17 protein-coding genes are annotated in these 18181 nt (G+C 47.1%); 4 read left to right on the top strand and 13 right to left on the bottom strand.

Annotated features, from left to right (window positions below; translation table 11 throughout):
* Positions 1-63 precede the first annotated feature (63 nt).
* From H6H02_RS09835 to H6H02_RS09805, 7 genes are all read right to left on the bottom strand, one after another.
* On the bottom strand, positions 64-1107 hold the full coding sequence (locus H6H02_RS09835; RefSeq protein ID WP_190817047.1) for a Fic family protein: 1044 nt from the start codon (positions 1105-1107) through the stop codon (positions 64-66).
* The gene (gene brxC, locus H6H02_RS09830) at positions 1104-4808 is read right to left on the bottom strand and encodes a BREX system P-loop protein BrxC (protein WP_190817045.1); all 3705 of its coding nucleotides are present in this window, start codon (positions 4806-4808) and stop codon (positions 1104-1106) included. Before brxC ends, H6H02_RS09835 begins: the two co-directional genes overlap by 4 nt.
* 23 nt (positions 4809-4831) lie before the next feature.
* Positions 4832-5395, bottom strand: coding sequence for a hypothetical protein (locus H6H02_RS09825; RefSeq protein WP_190817043.1), 564 nt, complete (start codon positions 5393-5395; stop codon positions 4832-4834).
* Positions 5382-6236, bottom strand: a complete 855-nt coding sequence (locus H6H02_RS09820) for a BrxA family protein (RefSeq protein ID WP_190817041.1) — start codon at positions 6234-6236, stop codon at positions 5382-5384. Before H6H02_RS09820 ends, H6H02_RS09825 begins: the two co-directional genes overlap by 14 nt.
* A 98-nt stretch (positions 6237-6334) precedes the next feature.
* On the bottom strand, positions 6335-6853 hold the full coding sequence (locus H6H02_RS09815) for a TniQ family protein (protein WP_190817039.1): 519 nt from the start codon (positions 6851-6853) through the stop codon (positions 6335-6337).
* On the bottom strand, positions 6853-7662 hold the full coding sequence (locus H6H02_RS09810) for a TniB family NTP-binding protein (RefSeq protein WP_199329082.1): 810 nt from the start codon (positions 7660-7662) through the stop codon (positions 6853-6855). Before H6H02_RS09810 ends, H6H02_RS09815 begins: the two co-directional genes overlap by 1 nt.
* 123 nt (positions 7663-7785) lie before the next feature.
* The gene (locus tag H6H02_RS09805; RefSeq protein WP_190817037.1) at positions 7786-9528 is read right to left on the bottom strand and encodes a Mu transposase C-terminal domain-containing protein; all 1743 of its coding nucleotides are present in this window, start codon (positions 9526-9528) and stop codon (positions 7786-7788) included.
* Positions 9529-10491: 963 nt separating this feature from the next.
* Between H6H02_RS09805 and H6H02_RS09800 the strand changes: the two genes are divergently transcribed.
* The gene (locus H6H02_RS09800) at positions 10492-10725 is read left to right on the top strand and encodes a hypothetical protein (RefSeq protein WP_190817036.1); all 234 of its coding nucleotides are present in this window, start codon (positions 10492-10494) and stop codon (positions 10723-10725) included.
* An 81-nt stretch (positions 10726-10806) separates the two neighbouring features.
* Here the strand turns inward: H6H02_RS09800 and H6H02_RS09795 are convergent, their stop codons facing one another.
* Positions 10807-11457 (bottom strand): hypothetical protein, encoded by a 651-nt coding sequence (locus H6H02_RS09795; protein ID WP_242040643.1) that lies wholly within the window; start codon positions 11455-11457, stop codon positions 10807-10809.
* A gap of 47 nt (positions 11458-11504) precedes the next feature.
* Positions 11505-12581 (bottom strand): bifunctional diaminohydroxyphosphoribosylaminopyrimidine deaminase/5-amino-6-(5-phosphoribosylamino)uracil reductase RibD, encoded by a 1077-nt coding sequence (ribD, locus tag H6H02_RS09790; RefSeq protein WP_347342594.1) that lies wholly within the window; start codon positions 12579-12581, stop codon positions 11505-11507.
* A 48-nt stretch (positions 12582-12629) separates the two neighbouring features.
* Here ribD and H6H02_RS09785 point away from each other — a divergent pair, with 48 nt between their 5' ends.
* Entirely contained in the window at positions 12630-12965 is a 336-nt protein-coding gene (locus H6H02_RS09785; RefSeq protein WP_190817034.1) for a hypothetical protein, read from the top strand.
* Between the two features lie 95 nt (positions 12966-13060).
* Complete coding sequence (locus H6H02_RS09780) at positions 13061-13873, top strand: HAD family hydrolase (RefSeq protein WP_190817032.1); 813 nt, start codon at positions 13061-13063, stop codon at positions 13871-13873.
* A gap of 47 nt (positions 13874-13920) precedes the next feature.
* Here the strand turns inward: H6H02_RS09780 and mreD are convergent, their stop codons facing one another.
* The 3 genes from mreD to H6H02_RS09765 all read right to left on the bottom strand — a co-directional run bounded on the left by mreD (position 13921) and on the right by H6H02_RS09765 (position 16452).
* Positions 13921-14472, bottom strand: a complete 552-nt coding sequence (gene mreD / locus H6H02_RS09775; protein WP_190817031.1) for a rod shape-determining protein MreD — start codon at positions 14470-14472, stop codon at positions 13921-13923.
* Between the two features lie 111 nt (positions 14473-14583).
* Positions 14584-15318: a rod shape-determining protein MreC gene (gene mreC / locus H6H02_RS09770; RefSeq protein WP_190817028.1), complete on the bottom strand. Its 735-nt coding sequence runs from the start codon at positions 15316-15318 to the stop codon at positions 14584-14586.
* A gap of 126 nt (positions 15319-15444) precedes the next feature.
* Positions 15445-16452, bottom strand: a complete 1008-nt coding sequence (locus H6H02_RS09765; RefSeq protein ID WP_190817026.1) for a rod shape-determining protein — start codon at positions 16450-16452, stop codon at positions 15445-15447.
* Positions 16453-16750: 298 nt separating this feature from the next.
* Between H6H02_RS09765 and H6H02_RS09760 the strand changes: the two genes are divergently transcribed.
* Complete coding sequence (locus tag H6H02_RS09760; RefSeq protein ID WP_190817024.1) at positions 16751-17113, top strand: single-stranded DNA-binding protein; 363 nt, start codon at positions 16751-16753, stop codon at positions 17111-17113.
* 319 nt (positions 17114-17432) lie between these two features.
* Here H6H02_RS09760 and H6H02_RS09755 read toward each other — a convergent pair whose 3' ends face one another.
* Positions 17433-18152, bottom strand: a complete 720-nt coding sequence (locus H6H02_RS09755) for a TVP38/TMEM64 family protein (RefSeq protein WP_242040642.1) — start codon at positions 18150-18152, stop codon at positions 17433-17435.
* Positions 18153-18181: the final 29 nt, after the last annotated feature.

Below are 18181 nucleotides of genomic sequence, written 5' to 3'. Positions count from 1 at the left end.
ATAGCTTGTAACCCATAAACATGATCGCAATCACCCTTGATGATCATATTAATTAGATCGCGATCATATTTTTTCCCAGACAGCATCACGTCCAGGCTTGATACAACGAATTTGATTTGTCTTCCGCAACTCTGCCAAAGCTCGGTTGATGGTAGGACGGCTAACACCGGGGCAAGCGCGTTCCAAATCAGCAAATTGAAACTGGTTTGGCAACCGCTGCACTGTATCCAGAATCATTTCCCGTTTAGCCCCTCGCGTAGTCGTAACCAATCCAACCCGTTGCTCAAATTCCCGATACGCCGACAGCACCACTCCCAGAAAATAGGAGTACCAGGGCAATAAGCTATGTTGCCCCTGATGCCAGTTTTGCGAGCACTGGTAGAGCGTATCGTAATAGCTTTGCTTAGTGTCCTCCACAATCCGCTCCAAGCTAATAAACCGTCCCACCTCGTAACCCGCTTGGTATAGCAGCAACAAAGTGAGAAGCCGAGCCATCCGCCCATTCCCATCTAAAAATGGGTGAATGCACAAGAAATCCAGAACATAACTAGGAATTAGCAGCAATGGCTCAAATTCACCGGACTGCCAAAGGTAGTTGAACCGTTCGTGCAAGCGTTCCATTGCCTCTGGAGTTTCAAAGGCTGGAACAGGCTGAAATCTCAGAAATTTCGTGCCATCAGGACGAGTTTCACTAATTTCATTATTAGCCGTCTTCCAGCGTCCACCCTGAGGCACTGAAAACTGGTAAAGATCGCGATGTAGTTGTAAAACTACACCCGTAGTAAACGGGATATGAGCATAGCTGGCGTGAATTGTGTTTAACACATCCCGGTAGCCAGCTATTTCCTGTTCCGAGCGATCGCGGGGCGTCGTTTTCTCAGCCACCAATTGCTTGATGCGTTCCAAAGGGGCAGTGATGCCTTCTATGCGGTTAGAAGACTCAGTACTCTGAATAACGGCAGCTTGACGCAAGGTTTCCAGGGCTTGGGGGGCTTGCTCTTTGAACAACTCCTGCTTACCTTTATATTCCCCAATCAGGCGAATCGTCTGAAGGAGCTGTTGGGTAATCGGCGGTTGTTCAATGAAGCCTTGTTCAAATGACTTCATCCCAACTCCACTTCATTCCCGTTTTCCAGTTCCTGCCTCACGGCTGCATCCAGCGCATCTCGCACCTGTTCCCATTCTTCCACCGTCTTAATCCGAGTTTTCTTGGCAACCTCTGGAACGCGAATCAACTTAAACGATGACTGGTTTGGATCATTGCCATTCTTGGTATCGGGTACCCAATTAACTGGCTGAGTCGGCTTGGTTTCTTCTGTTGGTGTTTTAGGGACACGAGAGAGCCGTTCTTCCTCAATCGCTGCCTCTAACTTACGAATTAAACTTCTCGCCTGGTCTGAAAGTGAGGCAATATGAGCAACTTCCTTATTTTCATCCAGCGCGGCAAGAAACTGATTGAGTTCTGAAGCCAGGGAGTCTTGCAGTTCATCAACGGATAAATTGTTGTCAGCTAGCTTTTGGGGCAATTGGTCAATGGCTTCCTGCGCGAGAGTTCGCGCCTCATTGCGCCAATCATTAAGGATTTTTTTCCAATCCAAAAGGGCTGCGGCTTGGTCATTTTGTAAGCCCTTCCAAACCGAGCTGTCTGTAATCGTGGCATCTGCGATCGCTGTCTTCCAGTTACTTAGAAAAGCAGCACTGGTGCTATTTTTGGGGAGTCGATAGTCAACCGTAGTAATAGATGCGGCAAAATCACGCATTTCTGTAAATGCCTTGCGCCATTTCTCCACAAAGTCAGACACTCGCACAATTGCATTGGCATACGTTTTCAGATGCTCTTGATGAACGTGAATTTCATTCACCCGATGCATTGGGTTAGATAATGCTAAAATCTTGTCAAACACATCTTTCCCCTGCTGGAAATCAGCAGGTAAGGGCAGTTTCGCTGGTTCTGCCCAAAGTGCTGCTGCTGTAGCCTTCTCTAAAATCTCCGTACCAAATTTCTCCATCTCCTCCGAGAGTGCCGCAGGAGTCTCGTCAACCTTGCGATTTCCCGTTAACTTAAACAATATCTTGCGGACATCGGTCAAAACGTCCGGGTTAAGCTCAGTCTCTTCTAGAACCAGATCTACTGTGTTAAAGCTGCGGCTGTTTCTTAGGGCATTCTGGAGTTCAGCATCTACGGGATTCGTGTAAGCCTTCTTATTAATTAGAACCCGCATGGCTCCCGCCCGAACAAGGGCTGCTACCCCCACGCGAACCGCATTTCCATCCCAACCATAAGGAGGCTTAACAAACTCATCCAACAAATCTCTCCCCAGCGTCCGCTCATTTTGACTCTGACGAGCTAAAAGAAAGACACGAATCGTATCGAGCAACGGACATTGCAAATCGATTTGTCCGGCTTTATCAAAAATCTTCAGTTCCTGAACGTCAGCACTGAGGTTCTTAGAACCGTTCAAGACATCTGCGATCGCTTTGCCTTCATTGATAATGCGAACAGTAACCTTCTCATATTTCGGGTACAGCGTGGGAAAAAACGCTGCGACTTCCGCCCGTACCGCTTCTCCTGGCTTCTGTCCCGCTCTAGCGGAAACCGTGCGCGTTGCGCCCCGGAAAACGATGCGTGCTTGTCTGAGTCCCTCTTGAATACCTTTTTGCACATGCCCTCGCAGCTTCTTCAAGTCATTGGACTCGCGCTCGGAGGCTAATTTCCGCGCCTCCTCAGACTTGTACGGATCGCCCTTCCAGCGATCGACAACCGCTTGCATCGCTAAGTAATAGCGCAATTGCTCATCAAATCCAGCAACGCGATCGCACAAGACAAAAACGGTTTGTTTTGCTTCGGAGTTAAGGCTTTGATTTTCTAACTCAGCAACATTGGTTGAGAACGCAGCTAGCGGAGAATAAACTCGAAGCTCGACAAACCCATCTTTGCTGACTAAATTATCGTCAAAGTAAATCTTGATCGGAAATTCTGTTCCCTTAAACGGAATTTTGGGAAATCCCAAAACATCTGCACTGGCAAATTTAGCTAATCCTTTTTCTAAATCAGGAACTCGAAGTTCTCCCGATTCACCCCCCACTTCTTCCTCAAATGTGCGCCGCTCACCCGTCAAGAACTCATACTCTTCACCAAGCTTGGCAACCATTTTCGCCTTTATCAGCTTGTCTAGTTCTGGTTTTACCCAGTTACTAATCGAAGTCAGGTCATCTGTGGTGTGTTCGGCTAGCAAACGAGCAAGATTATCAATCGTTTTAGGGATAAAAGCAATGTCACGAATTAAGTAGAGTACCTCAGCTACTCGGCGCGTTAAGGTAGTTGCCCCTAGAACATCCCTCTCAATCCGTCCCATCTCTCGCCGGACATCCGGGGTTACTTCTACTTGCTGATCTCCAGCTATAGACAAGTTACTGTAGATTTCATCAAAAGAAACGATTTCTCCAACAGTTTGATCGAGATAAGTACGTCGTCCCTTACGTAAAATATCCTGAGTAATTCCTATGAGTGTTCTGGTTGAACCCGATAATTCCTCTCCACGACCCCCTGCACGTCGCAAGCTTTTGACCACTTCTGGAATCAAATGAATTTGGTAAGGCAGAAACGGATAAAAGGTTGTAAACCGCTCCTCGCTACATTCTGGCAATTTCTGACTGGTATTTTTCAACTCTCCCAAATCACGCAGAATTCCTGGATTCTCGTTATAAGCTTCTATTACGGCATTTTTCCCAGCCAAATTTTTTCTAAAAATCCTATCTTCTAAAACGAGTTCGATATTTTCTGTCGTCAAACTAAATTTGAAGCGAAATCGCCCTTCGAGTCTTTTGATATCGGCTGGACGTGTACGAGCATTTTGAAGCACAGCTCCCATATCTTCATGAGTGGTCACAAACACCCAAATCTTGCCCTGAGCTTTCTCTGCCGCTTCCTCAATGAGGGCTTGTAGGTGATTAAGGCGATCCCTATCCTCCCCAATCCACTGCCCAGTTTCATCTAAAACCAGCACTAGACGGCAGGGTTTCCCCAAATCCCGCTGACGGGTTTCTAGCTCATCAAGGACAGTTTGGACAAAAAACTGAATATTGTAGAGGTCTCCCTGTTGTGCTATCGTCAGTGCTTTTTCCACCTCTTGTGGTGAAGAAAAGGCATCGGGGGCTACTTCACAAACTGCCTGATAAAGATGTTTCGAGTGATAAGCTAGATTCTTTTGCAGTTCTTGCCAAGGTTTCTTTGCCAGCCGTTCGATGGTGCTGTGAAGCTCAGACAGCTTGCCTCGCTTGTCCAGTTCTGCCTCAATGACACGGGCATAAACTAAATTGGTTCCGTATCCTTTGGCGAGGTAATACTGAGATAGCAAGATCTTAGGCAGGGGCGTCGGCGTCGTTTCACCTTCAGTTAACGCATTGATATTGAACGCTAACACTTGCGTATCGCATTGGGGAAGCCGGGAAAGACTCGCTGTAATGGAAGCTTGCCTTGGAGCGTTAACGATCCGAGCTTTAAATCGCTCAGAGGCTGAGTAACCGTCAAGGATAGGGTTTTCAATCAGAAGTGCTGCAATCTTGGCAAAGTAGGACTTTCCTGAACCAAAATAGCCAGAGATCCAGACACCGATTTCACCAGTCTTTAACCGTAACGTATCAGTATAATGTTCCAGCAAGTCATCGATATAGCGTTCGATGGTTGGTGTAACAACATAGCTACCAATTTCAGCGGCTAGCTTCGTGTCATCTTGGCGTTCCCCCACTTTAACAACGGGTTCAATATCTTCCTCAACGGGAGTTTGAAATATTTCTCGAATTCGCATAGCCGCCCTTTAGGACTCCTGTTTTAAATAAGGTCACCTCTATACATAGAGTGTTCCCGTTGATTGATGAAAAAGTACACGTTTCTGCTTTTAAGCCTGCCAGGAATCAAAAAAACCACTAGTCCCTCTACTCCACCTTCCTCCAGAGTTTTCATCACCGCCTGGGGGCTTGTTACTGGATAAAGAGCGCTCAAATGCTCCAACACCACTACAAGCTTGGTAGTAGATGGCTGGGACAAAACTTGCTTGACCTGCTCGACTACTGCCCTCACCCACATCTGACCCAACTCAGCTTCCGGGTTAGAACCGGGCATCGGAGCAGCAAGTGTGTCTGCGATCGCCTCACTACCCAATTCATCAACCACTGACATGGTGACCGCTAGAACATCTACGGTTCTAACGTCAAACTCCGATCCCAGTCCACTTGTTAGCGTTGTCCACTCTCTTAAGACTGCCGATTCCACCTCTGGCGGATAGACGACTCCTAAAAACGACGCACCTGTCTGACGACCAATAAACTCGTATCGGGTTTTGATTTGTTCAACAGCCTCCCGCAACGTTCCCTGCCAATCCCTACTTTGGCTCATTGGGAACCTCCGGCATCCGTATCATCTCTAGAATGACGGTTCTACCCACTCTTTCAAACCTGATCCACCGTTTTTGGGCAAGTTCGCTTAAAGCGCTGGCTACCTCCGTTTCAGACCAGAGAAACAGCCGCCAATCTGGTGCTGACAAGATAGCTTGTCCCCTCAGACCTTCTGCCATGAGAATGCACAACAGATGGAAAACTGTTTCTGAAGCAATCGTTGGTCGTTGGATGTACTTTTTCCGAATGCCTCTAAGAACACCAAAATCCCTAAGCGAAGACAGGGCATTACTTGCCAGTTTTTGAAGCGTACTTTCGCGCCATCGATTAATCTGAGGGAATTCATCAGCCTGTTGTTTTAAAAAATCCAGCACATCATAGCGATCGATTGCCGTTGCCTGTCGCTGCCACTTATCCGAAACTACCTGGGTTACAAAATCAAACACTAAGCGATCGCGCAGAGCAAAGTATAGATATGCCAGAGAAAGGTACTCTGCTGATTGTAATCCCGACTCACTAGCCTCAGCCAGGGAACCCCCCACCCACTTAGCGCACACCGAAAGATACCGACGCGAGATCGCATCCCAAATTTTTCGACGAGTTTGGTAGGAACGCTTCTGAATCACCTCTCCTGCCACTACGCTGGCACGCACGTCGGATAGAGGCAATCCGTTTCTAACAGCACTGAAGAGAGTATAACTCTCCCCTACCAACGCCCCATTAGAGGTATTGCGAGACGAAGCTGGAGAAGTATCTCGAATCTGACCCAAGAGTTCCATAATCGGGAATCGCGGGTCAGTTTCCAAACATTCTTGCTGTTGTTCTCGCACACAAAGATCCATTATCCTCTCCGACGGCATTGCTGCTACTGGATCATAAATCCAGGCAGCTCCTTATGCTCGCTGATTTTGCTCAATCTTTATTCAGGGATTGCACTCAACTATTTATCACATCTTGTCAAAAGTTTTTGACGTTTCGCCATTGTTGCAAACGGCAGAAAACAATGCGGACATTCACCGTGTACCCACAACGCAGGAACCGGGAACGGTGTTTCACAGTTAGTGCATTTTGCTAACAAACGCAACTGGTGGCGATCGCATCCCCATCGCTCCTTAAACTGCCACTCAAGCCGATGATAGGGGTTCTCCCCATAACAAGCTGCACATAAACGAATCGGTTTAAGCTGCATTACCACACCCTGCGAGGGCAGCATTTGATACAGCCTTTCAATCTCCACCCCCACTATAGAGGCTAAAGCCTCTAACTCTTGCTTTGTAGGAAAGGGATTCAAGTAAAACTTTTCCCATCGTCCGACAACCCAACCAATGCCTGCCAGTTTACCTAATTCCCCAGGAGTCAAATAATTATCCCGGCGAAAGCGTCCTAAAAAATGGCTGATACTTTCGCCTTCTAAAGGTTCTACTTGGAAAAACCAAGGTTTATCCTCAACTGTTTCCACTACTCAAATCGCTCCAGCACTTCATGCAATGTAGCTTTATCAATAGATTTCAACCCTTTCTTTAAAGATAAAATTGCTGCTTTTCGGATTACTTTATCTAGCAAACCAAGTTTACCTCCTGTTTTTGTATACAAAGGCTTTAAAGTTTCTTCTCTGTTAAGATTCGATGGCACTGGTAAGTCAGCAATCTCCCGTTCCCATATTTCTACCATCTTGGGAAATTTCTTTTCCGATATGACATCAAAGCGGTAACACTCTATGAAGCGATCGTGAATATACTCATTTCGCTTGATTAAATTATCTAGTCCATCTGTACCCACCAGAATAATCGAAATTTTTAACAAATCATAAATACGGGCAATTTCGCTGAACGTATTCAGCTTAAGGAAATTGGCTTCATCAATAATAATCATCTCTACCTGAGATTCCTTCAGAACCCGTTGAACCCTTTTTCTAAGTTCGGTTACTTTCCCCGTAGTTGCACCATACTTAAGAAGCTCAAGAATTAATCCTAATAATTCTCCTACGGAACAATCTCCAGGGGCTTGCAAATACAAAACGGGTACAATATCTCGCCTACCTGGTTTTTTCTGTGGCTTATTTAGCAACCTGTAAACATCGCAAGTGATAGACTTACCTGCTCGTGGAGGAGCCACAATTCGCCCTGGCTGTTTCGATAGGCGCTGCATATCCAACCATTCATGGATCTGTTGCATATGTTCCAGTTCTACAACGATTGGAGTAATTAATCGCTTAATTAATGGTTGCAATTCCTCAGCAATTGGCTCATCACCCCATAACTTTTGCACCCATTTCTGCAAATTAGTATCTGTCATTATCAGTATTGTTTTTTTTTTAAATCTTAAACAACAAGAATTTCGTTAAAATAAATTTTGATATTTGTGAGCAAGGGATACCTAAGGGTTTAAAAACTATTCATCGTAATCTCTACTGAGTTGGTCAAGGTTAAAGACTCTAGGACGTTGCGGTTGAGTTTCAGGCTGTGTTTCAGAAGATTCCACCGCTTCTAATTGAATATTTTTAGGTGACTCGTAAATAGGATGCACCTGAGCTTGTTCTGATTTTTTGCGTTCCTGTCGGCTTTTTTTCTTTTGCTTGATGAAAACATCCCGCTCACGGACTTCTGCCAAGATAGATTTATTATTAATATCTTTCCCCGCCTTACGCAGTTTACGACTAGCCGCTTTATTATCTTCAAAAGAAAGTTGCTCCGTTTCTAAATCTAGAGCATGGGCAGCAGTTAGAAATACATCTTTTCCCATCTCCGAACGGTATACCCAAACGGTGGTGATATCTCTAGGGTCAAATCGGAGGGTTACAGTTTCACCAGCGTAAACTGGCAGGCTATCACCCCGATACATGATATTTTCAAAGCTTAAATACCCACCTTTATAGATACTGCGGCGAGTTTTTTTCATCAGGCAAATATCTAATTCCCGCTCCTTAATTACAGGCGGCAAAGTAGGCAATCCTGCATCCCACCGTTCAAAACGAGTCTGATCTTTTGTTCTGGCATCAATGCGCTGATTGTAGTTATCAACGATGTAGCGCACCAATAGCAGATGTATCTCCCGTAGCGTTACGCAAGCTTCTTCCTCAGCTTTCTCTGAGCGTTCCTGCACGTTTGAGCCTAAATATCCGTAGAACCCGGCTAGAAAATCAGTATTAATTGTCCCAAATCCCCGTTCTTCTATACCCCCTTCAGAAGGGCGATCGCGCAAATGGCACTCAAAGCCAAGTTCAAAAGCAATTTGCTTCAAATGCTCCGAACGAAAATCCTTGCCACCATCAGTGAACAAGTTTTCTGGAATGCCATAAGTTCCCCACTCACAATGAAGGTTAAATTCAGAACTATAGTGCTTGGGTAAAATTGCATGGCGCAAAGCTAAGGCAACAACTTGAGAACTCGGTGCATCGAAGCCTAAATGAATGCCCATGATGCAGCGAGAATAACTGTCGGTGATTTTGCTTAGCCAAGGACGAGCCAAAGGTTCACCATATTGATCCACCAACATGATGTCTAATTTTGTATGATCGCACTGCCAGACATGATTGCTATGCCGCACGTCCAGAGTTTGCCCATCGCGAGTCTTATGGGATACTCTTGACCCTCGCCAGCCAATATTTCGTATCTTCTGTTTCTGTTCTTGTCGCTCAATTATAGGATTAAGAACCCTATACACACTCATATGGCTAGGGTATTTCTCGCAACCTAGCTGCTCCGCTCTAGCTTGTACCCTAATTGCCACTTGAGCCGGAGTCATTTTTTTACTACCTTTATTCCCCTCCTTAAAGGTTTTAATAATAAAATCTTGCCAGTCAGGATCAATTCGGTAATTGCCTTTATCGGAGCGCTCAGTGTCAGTAATCGCCGATAAACCTTCTTTCTGATACTTGTTAACGAGTCGCTGTACTGTCCGAACCGTTTTTCCGAGTTTGTCCGCTGCTTCCTTTAATTTTTGCCCATAGGTTTTGCGATCGCATGGTGCAATCAGGCTTTGAATCACTTCCATCCTGAACTTTGCTTCGTCTGACAGTTCAGTTACGATCGCAATTTCTTCTGTTACTTCTTTCTGTTGGATTTCTTCTCGGTCATTGTCCTCATCAGAAAGAAGAGATTCAACACCAGGATCTATCAGTGGCATTTCTTCCATAGTCGGGCTTCTATGTCAAAGCATGAATTAGTAGCGGTGTAGCATCGCCGAGTTTAAGAGCGACGAGAGCTAGGTATCAGCATTCTGGTTCTCGTCCTACAGAGGTAAAGAAGTGAATAGACCTAATACACAGCGCGACTTAGTACATTTGTATTAATCACTTGATTAATATAATACATGTTTATTTCCAAAAAGCGACACTTTATTTGTTAAGGAATGTAGAAAATTTGGAAAAGGTAAATTTCAAATAAGCGACATCTAAATTGTTAATTATTTAAATAACGACAAATAATGTGTTAAAATTGATTTTGGAGGAAAACACATTAAAAATGGCTAAAGCCTTTGAAGGGTAAAGGTTTTAGCCATGACAACTTCGGCGACAATAATTTGTTAAGACGACAAATAATGTGTTAATCGACAGAAAGAGTTTATAAAGCTTTTTAGCCTCTACAAGGCAATTAGAATCAGACTTTATGTTAAGCATACCTTAATAATGTTTGTCGTGCTTAACAGCAGATTCTGAGAAGAGCGCCTGGTGCTACTAGCGTTCCCAGAAAGAGGTTCCAGAATGTCCAATACACTTATCGCCGAGTCTTCTAGCCTCTTTCTTGGCTCTATCTCGCTGAAACGCCTATGGAGCCTAATTTTTTCATGAGGGTTAGGGTGGCGTTTTAGAGGTTTTTGCCAACCTTGGAAGGCTCTCAACCATCGTTAACACCGAACTGTCTTAACTTTCCATTTGAGTCCCTGTCAAGTTATTGTTCGCTTTGTTAAGTATTTGGTAACTCTTGTTGCAACTTGTGCGATCGCGATTTTGGTATTACCAGATAAGTTATCGTGGAAAGCTAAAGGAATAATTAAATAAGAGGCAGTGTGCCGTACCCATCTGCTCCCACCACCCACATAACACTCGTTCCTAGCCAATTCGGCACTCAGAACAGCTATCCGCTTATAGGAGGTTTTATGACTCCCACAATGCTGCGTCAGCTTTGGGCTTTAATTGAAACTACTCAGGCCAATATGTTATTGAAGTTAGACGATGCCAGCCTAGTACAGTGGCTGCTGAAGCAACTGAAACAACAGCGATCGCTCAATTCCGACGAAACAAATATTATGACTGACTATCTGCACTCAAAGCTATCCCTGATCCGGGATCTTGCTCAAGAGCGTCAGTCTGTCTGGCAAGAAACCAATTAACAATCCATTAGCAAGTAGAGACGCGATCCACATCGCGTCTCTACTTGCTAAAGTGCCAATTATTTATTAGAAGCCGAAGAGCTACTTGGGTGCCAACGGACGCTTTGGGAAAGACTGCGGCTCCGGTGGGGGTGCCGCTGGTGGATTAACCTGTGAAGAATTCGCCAGCGTTGCCGACACGAGGGCATAGCCCAAATAAGCCGGTAAACTTATCGCCATCACAGCCGCGATCGCAGCCACCCAGGTACGCCGCGTCAATACAGGCCCGTAATGGCTGCGATAGGGGTCATAAGCCAGAGATTCTGATGGAATCATGTCCCGCATGGCAGTCGGTCGCTTGAACCGCACCCGCCGATCATCCATTTTCTCTAACAAAATCCAGCCGGATTGTGCCTCTTCTTCACACAGCTTTTGAAAAACTGTTGGATTGCGAAATAAATCGCTTTTAGCTCGCACAATTTTAAATTCCCAGCCCATCAGTCGCGGATCTTTAAATATCGGTGGCGAGGAACCATTACAAGGCGGCTCTGCGGGTGCCACGTCTTGTTTAGATTCATAACGAGTTAAAGTTTCTTCCTCTTCTTCATGTTGCTGACCTGTACTCACCTGCTGCCAGCGCATCCATCCGCTTACCATGACTGCCTCCAGACCAAAACTTCCAACCAACAGGCTCCACACAATCACTTCGAGCATATTTTGATAGCTATCAGCTTTGCTAATGGCGAATGGCAATTGACAATTAGCTATTCGCCATTAACGTAATGACCAATAACCACTGACTATTGACTACTGACTGCTAAGGGTAAATAACCTTCAACCAGACAATCTGAGCCGACAGCTCGCCAACAGACGCGCTCTAAAGAGAGTGCCTCTGTCATGCTTGCAAACCCCAAATCCCCAATAGGAGAAGGAGCCAACCTGCCGCCGACAATTTTGGGAGCAATGAAGGCAAGAATTTTTTGCACTGTCCCTTCTGCGATCGCGCTTGCTGCTAAAGTGCCGCCACATTCCCACAGCACGCTCGATAATCCACGCTCATATAGGTACGCCATTGCCTTGGTCGGTGTTAGTGGAGTCAGCTCCACTACCATCACACCCTTTTTCAACAGCATCTGCTGAAAATCCGGATTAGCTCCCACCTCTGTTAGCACTAAAGTGGGAGCCTCCACCGTCTCCCACACATGAGCCTCGACGGGCAAATCCAGCGTGCGACTCATGACTACCCGCAAGGGATTGTGTGCCTCTGTCTGATGGCTAGTCAAGTGGGGGTTATCCAGACGCACCGTATTGCCGCCCACGATCACCGCATCACACGCCACCCGCATTCGATGTACCTCATTGCGGGCATTCGGGCTGGTGATCCAGGCACTATGTCCGGTGGTTGTAGCAATTTTGCCATCCAAAGTCATGGCGTATTTTAAAATGCCAAACGGACGCTGGTAGAGAACGCGATGGATAAAAGCCTCATTTAGCTGCCGACAGGCGTCTTCTTCCACGCCCACCACAACTTCTATGCCCGCTGCTCGTAACCGCTCAATCCCTCCTCCCGATACGCGCGGATCGGGGTCTACCATGCCCACCACCACCTTGTTCACCCCTGCGGCTACCAACGCTTCCGAACAGGGAGGCGTCCGTCCGTAGTGGTTACAAGGTTCCAGATTTACATAAATTGTGGCTCTTTTGGCTCGTTCACCGGCGTCCCGCAGCGCAAAGACTTCTGCATGGGGATGACCGGCACCGGGATGAAACCCTTCCCCCACAATCTGCCCATCCTGGACAATGACAGAACCCACTAGGGGATTAGGCGCGGTTTGTCCCAAGGCGCGACGAGCTAATTCTATACACCGCTGCATCATCGCGCGGTCGAAGGAGGTAAAAGGGGACTCCTGTTGGAGTGCATCCGATTGGGTGTTTGCGGAAAAGTTGTCCATGAGTTTGCTGCTGTCCTGGCTACACCTGAGTGTAATAGCCAGCCTACTTTAGCAGCAGCAGGCTTAGGGAGGGATGCTAGGTGGATTATCCCTGCAAAAAAAGAGGAGCGCGTGTTTACCTGTCAACAGCAGAATATGGGGGGCGCATCTGAGCCGATAAGCACCGTTTCATGGTGCTTTGCTTTGAGAAATTCATCCGTCGGGGAACCAATCACTAATTTGCGATTACCCACCTTCAGTAGTTATCTTGATTTTCACCCCGATTTTCACCCCGATACTTACGCGATCGCGACATATCCCTATAAATAGGTCTAATATATTTTGAGGGCTAAATCCCATGACAACTTATGTCGCACCTGTTAATGTAAATAAACGTATCAAAAAGTTCGGATTCGTAACGTCCTATGAACTGCTGCCCCGCCGCCTCAGATTTGCAACCACCTCAGCCCTACCGGCGTCAAGCCGCTGCCCCTCATTTCCAAAAACTGACTGTGTTTTGCGACTTTGACGGCCCACTGGTGGACGTTTCCCACCGCTATTACAGTACCTATCAACTTGCACTCGCTGATACTCAGGAGATATACCAGGAGCAAGGAGAAATCCTGCATCTTCAGGTATTGGCTAAAGAGCAGTTCTGGCAAATGAAGCAAGATCGCGTCCCAGATGTGGAAATTGCAATGCGATCGGGCTTACAGGGGGAGCAAATTGATGTGTTTTTGCAGCGTGTTGTGAGCATCGTCAATCAACCGGCGCTGTTACAGAAAGACAAAATGCAGCCAGGCGTTAACTGGGCGCTAGCATTGCTACATTCTCAGGGCATCAAGCTAGTGTTAGTGACGTTACGATGTCAATCCCAAGCTCTGCAAATCTTGCAGAATCACGGTTTGGCTCGTTTGTTTAGTGGCATTTACGGGACTCAAGACAGCCATGCTGCTTATCAAAACTACGCTGAAGTGAAAACGCAACTTCTCACCACAGCGATCGCAGAACATTGTTCGCCGATGCAAACCGCCGATGATTGTTGGATGGTCGGCGATACAGAAGCAGACATCTTAGCAGGACAAGCGCTTTCGATTCCTACCATCGCTCTGACTTGTGGCATTCGCAGCAGCCAAAGGTTGCGACAGTTCCAACCAACCCTCATTCATAGCGATTTACTTTCTGTTGCTCATTACCTGCTAGGAGTGAGTCATCGGTCATTGGTCAATCGTCAATAGTCCTCACTCAATACTCAGAAGACTGAGTATTGACGATTGGCTAGAAACTACTTGGAAGACTGCCCTAACAGGTTCATCTGCTGCCACCAGCGATTTAGAGGATAGTAAACAACAGGTGCCCAAAGGCTGCTCAGGATGGCACTGGAGAGGGCAATACGCTGGTGATATGTCCAAATTGCGGTTAGATCGCGATCGCCCTGTAGCGTGAACTGAATTGCACTCACCGTCTCCCCCACAACCGCCATCCCAAAAACAATTAACGCCACCGAAATAAAATCTTCCTCAATATACCGCTGCTTTTGAATCCGAGCGGTCAAAATTCCTACCACTGCTAAACTGAGGGCATGACTGGGATCGGGGGATGTCATCCCATCTTGGATCAGTCCTAACACTAAACCAGCGATCGCCCCTTGCAACATTGTTCGCTTCAAACTCCAGGCGACCACCCAAATTAACAACCAGTTGGGGCCAATTCCCAACAATTCCATTCCCGGTAGGCGCATCGGCAAGACCAATAAGCATAACAGGGCAGAACCAATGGTTACTGCCCAGTTAAGCATTTGACGAGGCCAAGGTGACAAGTCAGATACATTGATCATGGGTCATGGGTCATGAGTCATCTGTGATTAGTCGTTAGTCCATCGTCTATTACTAATGACTAATCACTATTTACTATCGCTATTTCCTAATGACAGCTAACCCCTCATTCCTCATTTCGGGTACGCAACCACCCATTCCAAGGAACTCATCGGTGCTGTCAACTCAATCACAGCTTCAGGCGCTGGAGTTTTGTCCAAATTTACAGATTCTATTCGCCCTATCGGCAATCCTGACGGAAAAAGTTTACTGACAGATGATGTTGCCACGACATCGCCCCGACGGACATCAGGAACTTTATCAAAAAACTGCATCACTGCTCGGTTAGAACCTTGCCCCCGAAGATAGCCCATATAACGGCTGCGGCTAACTACAACCCCCACCCGGCTGCTAGGATCGCTAACCAGTAAGACCCTGCTGCTATGGGGAGTCACGTTGGTTACGCGACCGACCAAGCCACCCGTACCCATCACGATGAAATCTGGTTTGATCCCATCTTGACTTCCTCGACCGAGGGTTATCTGTTGCCACCAATGATCGGCACCACGTCCTGCAATCGGAGCGACTATCCCTGGCTGTTTTTTCTGTTTAACATAACCCAACAGCTCTTTTAACTTCTGATTTTGGCTTTCGAGTTCAACTAACCGCTCCTGTAGTTCTAGGAAGCGGGCATTCTCGATGCGCTCTTGTGACGTGGGTTCTATTTGAAAAGGACGGGTGAGCAACTGGTAAGTCTCATAAAGAGCAGCTCCCTGAGTCTCCCGAATTGCCCAGGCACTTCCGATTGCTAGCCCAGCCAATATAACTTGTATTCCGTGCCGAACCCACCAGCGACGCAGTGTAAACATTTAGCTATCAGCGATTTGTCTTTAGCCCTTTAGTTTTTAGTCCTGAGTCCCTAGTCCCTAGCCTTAGTCTTTAGTTCATTGCCTACTGCCAATGACTAATGACTAATGACTAACGACTAATGACTGCTACATATGGCGCGATCGCCCGCTGAACACCCGCTCTAGCTGTTTGAAATTCTCCAACACCCGCCCGGTTCCCAGCACCACGCACGAGAGTGGATCTGCCGCTACGTGGGTGACAATGCCGGTTTCGTGGCTGATGAGCGTGTCTAGCCCCTTTAACAAAGCACCGCCGCCAGCCAGCATGATGCCCCTGTCGATAATATCGGCTGCGAGTTCAGGTGGCGTGCGCTCTAAGGTTCGCTTCACCGCATCCACAATCACTGAAAGCGGTTCAGACATACTTTCCCGAATTTCTGGCCCCTTGATAGTGACAGTGCGCGGCAAGCCAGAGAGCAGGTGTAAGCCTCGCACTTCCATGATGGCTTCTTCATCAAAACTGGTAGGGTAGGCAGAACCAATCTGAATCTTGATTTCTTCAGAGGTGCGTTCCCCAATCACCAAGTTATGGACTTTTTTCATGTACTGCATGATGGCTTCCGAAAGCTCGTCGCCAGCCACGCGCACCGATTCACTTAAAACCGTTCCTTGTAAAGAAAGCACGGCAACTTCTGTGGTGCCGCCACCAATATCAATGATCATGTTGCCCGTAGGCTCAGCCACTGGTAGTCCAGCACCAATGGCGGCAGCGACCGGCTCATCTATCAAGTACACATCCCTGGCACCTGCCTGAGATGCTGCTTCCATCACGGCTCGTCGTTCTACGCCAGTGACACCCGAAGGAATGCCAATGACAACACGAGGTGAAACTAAGGCTCTTCCCTCATGTACTCGCTGAATAAAATGCTTAAGCATTAGCTCAGCGACATCGAAATCTGCAATGACACCATCGCGCAGGGGGCGCAGGGCCACCACATTGCCGGGAGTTCTTCCCAACATTTTTTTGGCATCTTCGCCCACGGCTAGCGGGGTTTTTGTGTCCATATCCATAGCAACCACAGAGGGTTCTTGGAGAACAATGCCTTTGCCGGACACATAAACCAGGGTGTTAGCAGTGCCCAGGTCGATACCCATGTCCCGGGATAAGGAAAAGCGACTGAAAAGACCCACTCGTTTCTACGCCCCCAAAATGAAATGCTGTTGTGTGTGATGGAATTCTAACGGAAATGGAACCGAGGTGGATTCTATTACGTTTTCTACCCGGAGTCTAGTCAGGTAGACGAATTTATCCTGTGAAAACGCCACGCTCCCCTTGCCAAGCATCATTCTAGTAGTAGAAGAGCAAATCAGGATAAAGTTGACTTGAACCTATCATCTAAATATTGGTTAAAGTATATTCACTACAATCAGTACAAGCGTACTAACTAATCTTATGAGCCTGAACGTTGTGAATTTGGTTGGTCGTGTGGGTGGAGATCCTGATGTCAAGTACTTCGAGTCAGGTAGCGTTAAGTGTAAGCTGACATTAGCCGTGAACCGTCGCACGCGCAATAGCGACCAGCCTGACTGGTTTAATCTGGAACTGTGGGGGAAGACAGCGGAAGTCGCTGCGAACTATGTGAGAAAGGGCAGTCTGATAGGGGTACAAGGCTCCTTAAAAATAGAGACTTGGAGCGATAATAAGGCATCCAACCGTTCTACACCCATCATTAAGGTGGAGCGCCTGGATTTACTCGGTTCCAAGCAGGATACAGACCCTGGTGCAGTGAATGGCTATAACGACAGCGAATTTTAATTCGTTGCTACTTGTTAGCTGTTAACGACAAGCCATCAGTCCCCAGAGAACTGATGGCTTAGTTATTGTATTTGGGCGGAAAAAACGAAGAATCTTCCAATCTTTAACGACAGTCTACCTCTTGGTGATTTGCACCGAGCCGCTGCTAGACGAGTTCAGATCGCCAAATTCAGGGAGATTCGCAGTCAGGTTTTTGCCGTCCATCGTGAAGCTTCCCGATACGTCCGCAGTCCGATAAGAGCCAATCTAGCGAGAGTGCGACATACCGCCCATCCACTGATAGTGAGAACTGCTGCCAAGAATTTGTTGAATTTATTCGTCAGTTAATTGGTTGCGTCTTTTTACGAGCCAAAATAGGCAATACAGAGAAGAGGGTTAAAAAACTGAGCGCTAGTAGCAAGGGCAAGCGATCGCCTCCCTGCAAAGCTTGCTCACCCGTAACCCCCACCCAAGCATAAGCTAGCGTCCCCGGAATAATTCCGATAAACGTGCCAACTGAATAATGCACCCAGCTGATAGGCGTGAGTCCCAACAAGAAATTAACCACCGTGAAGGGGGAGATTGGCGCAAAGCGGATCGCCAGCACAAAAGCCAGAGGCTGACGGGTCACGGCTTGATTGAACCGCATCAACGCTTGATGTTGACCAAATCGGTGTTCCGCCCAGTCGCGCAGCAGATAGCGAGACGCCAAAAATGCGCCAATTGCCCCCAGCGTTGCGCCGATGACCGACCAAAGGCTTCCCCAGACCAAACCGAAAACCGCACCAGCCGCAACAGGAAACATAATTCCAGGGATGCCGATGGCGCTGGACAGGGCAAAAACCAGGATAAACAGGCAGACTGCCCAACTGCCGAATCTTTCCAACTGACTAACTAAGAAAGATTTATCCAACAAAAGTTTCAAGGGGCTAAAGATACAGAGCAGAAAGCAGATCGAGAGTGCGATCGCTATCCACAAGGGGGGACTTTTGAGCGTTCTGACCCACTGGCTGCAACGTTTCAGCATTGGGGAAGCACTTTGGTTGATCTTATTTCTCATCCGATAAAATCCAGGCAAAATAAAGTTTT

Origin of the sequence: Coleofasciculus sp. FACHB-1120 (assembly GCF_014698845.1) — a bacterium.
GTDB lineage: Bacteria > Cyanobacteriota > Cyanobacteriia > Cyanobacteriales > FACHB-T130 > FACHB-T130.
This window is presented reverse-complemented; position numbering and strand designations above follow the sequence as displayed.

Coding starts and splice junctions, on each gene's coding strand:
- H6H02_RS09805 (WP_190817037.1), bottom strand. CDS start 9,528: ATGGAAGAAATGCCACTGATAGATCCTGGTGTTGAATCTCTTCTTTCT.
- H6H02_RS09755 (WP_242040642.1), bottom strand. CDS start 18,152: ATGAGAAATAAGATCAACCAAAGTGCTTCCCCAATGCTGAAACGTTGC.
- H6H02_RS09765 (WP_190817026.1), bottom strand. CDS start 16,452: ATGGGTATCGACCTGGGCACTGCTAACACCCTGGTTTATGTGTCCGGC.
- H6H02_RS09760 (WP_190817024.1), top strand. CDS start 16,751: ATGAGCCTGAACGTTGTGAATTTGGTTGGTCGTGTGGGTGGAGATCCT.
- H6H02_RS09820 (WP_190817041.1), bottom strand. CDS start 6,236: ATGGATCTTTGTGTGCGAGAACAACAGCAAGAATGTTTGGAAACTGAC.
- mreC (WP_190817028.1), bottom strand. CDS start 15,318: ATGTTTACACTGCGTCGCTGGTGGGTTCGGCACGGAATACAAGTTATA.
- ribD (WP_347342594.1), bottom strand. CDS start 12,581: ATGATGCAGCGGTGTATAGAATTAGCTCGTCGCGCCTTGGGACAAACC.
- H6H02_RS09835 (WP_190817047.1), bottom strand. CDS start 1,107: ATGAAGTCATTTGAACAAGGCTTCATTGAACAACCGCCGATTACCCAA.
- H6H02_RS09780 (WP_190817032.1), top strand. CDS start 13,061: ATGAACTGCTGCCCCGCCGCCTCAGATTTGCAACCACCTCAGCCCTAC.
- H6H02_RS09800 (WP_190817036.1), top strand. CDS start 10,492: ATGACTCCCACAATGCTGCGTCAGCTTTGGGCTTTAATTGAAACTACT.
- brxC (WP_190817045.1), bottom strand. CDS start 4,808: ATGCGAATTCGAGAAATATTTCAAACTCCCGTTGAGGAAGATATTGAA.
- mreD (WP_190817031.1), bottom strand. CDS start 14,472: ATGATCAATGTATCTGACTTGTCACCTTGGCCTCGTCAAATGCTTAAC.
- H6H02_RS09825 (WP_190817043.1), bottom strand. CDS start 5,395: ATGAGCCAAAGTAGGGATTGGCAGGGAACGTTGCGGGAGGCTGTTGAA.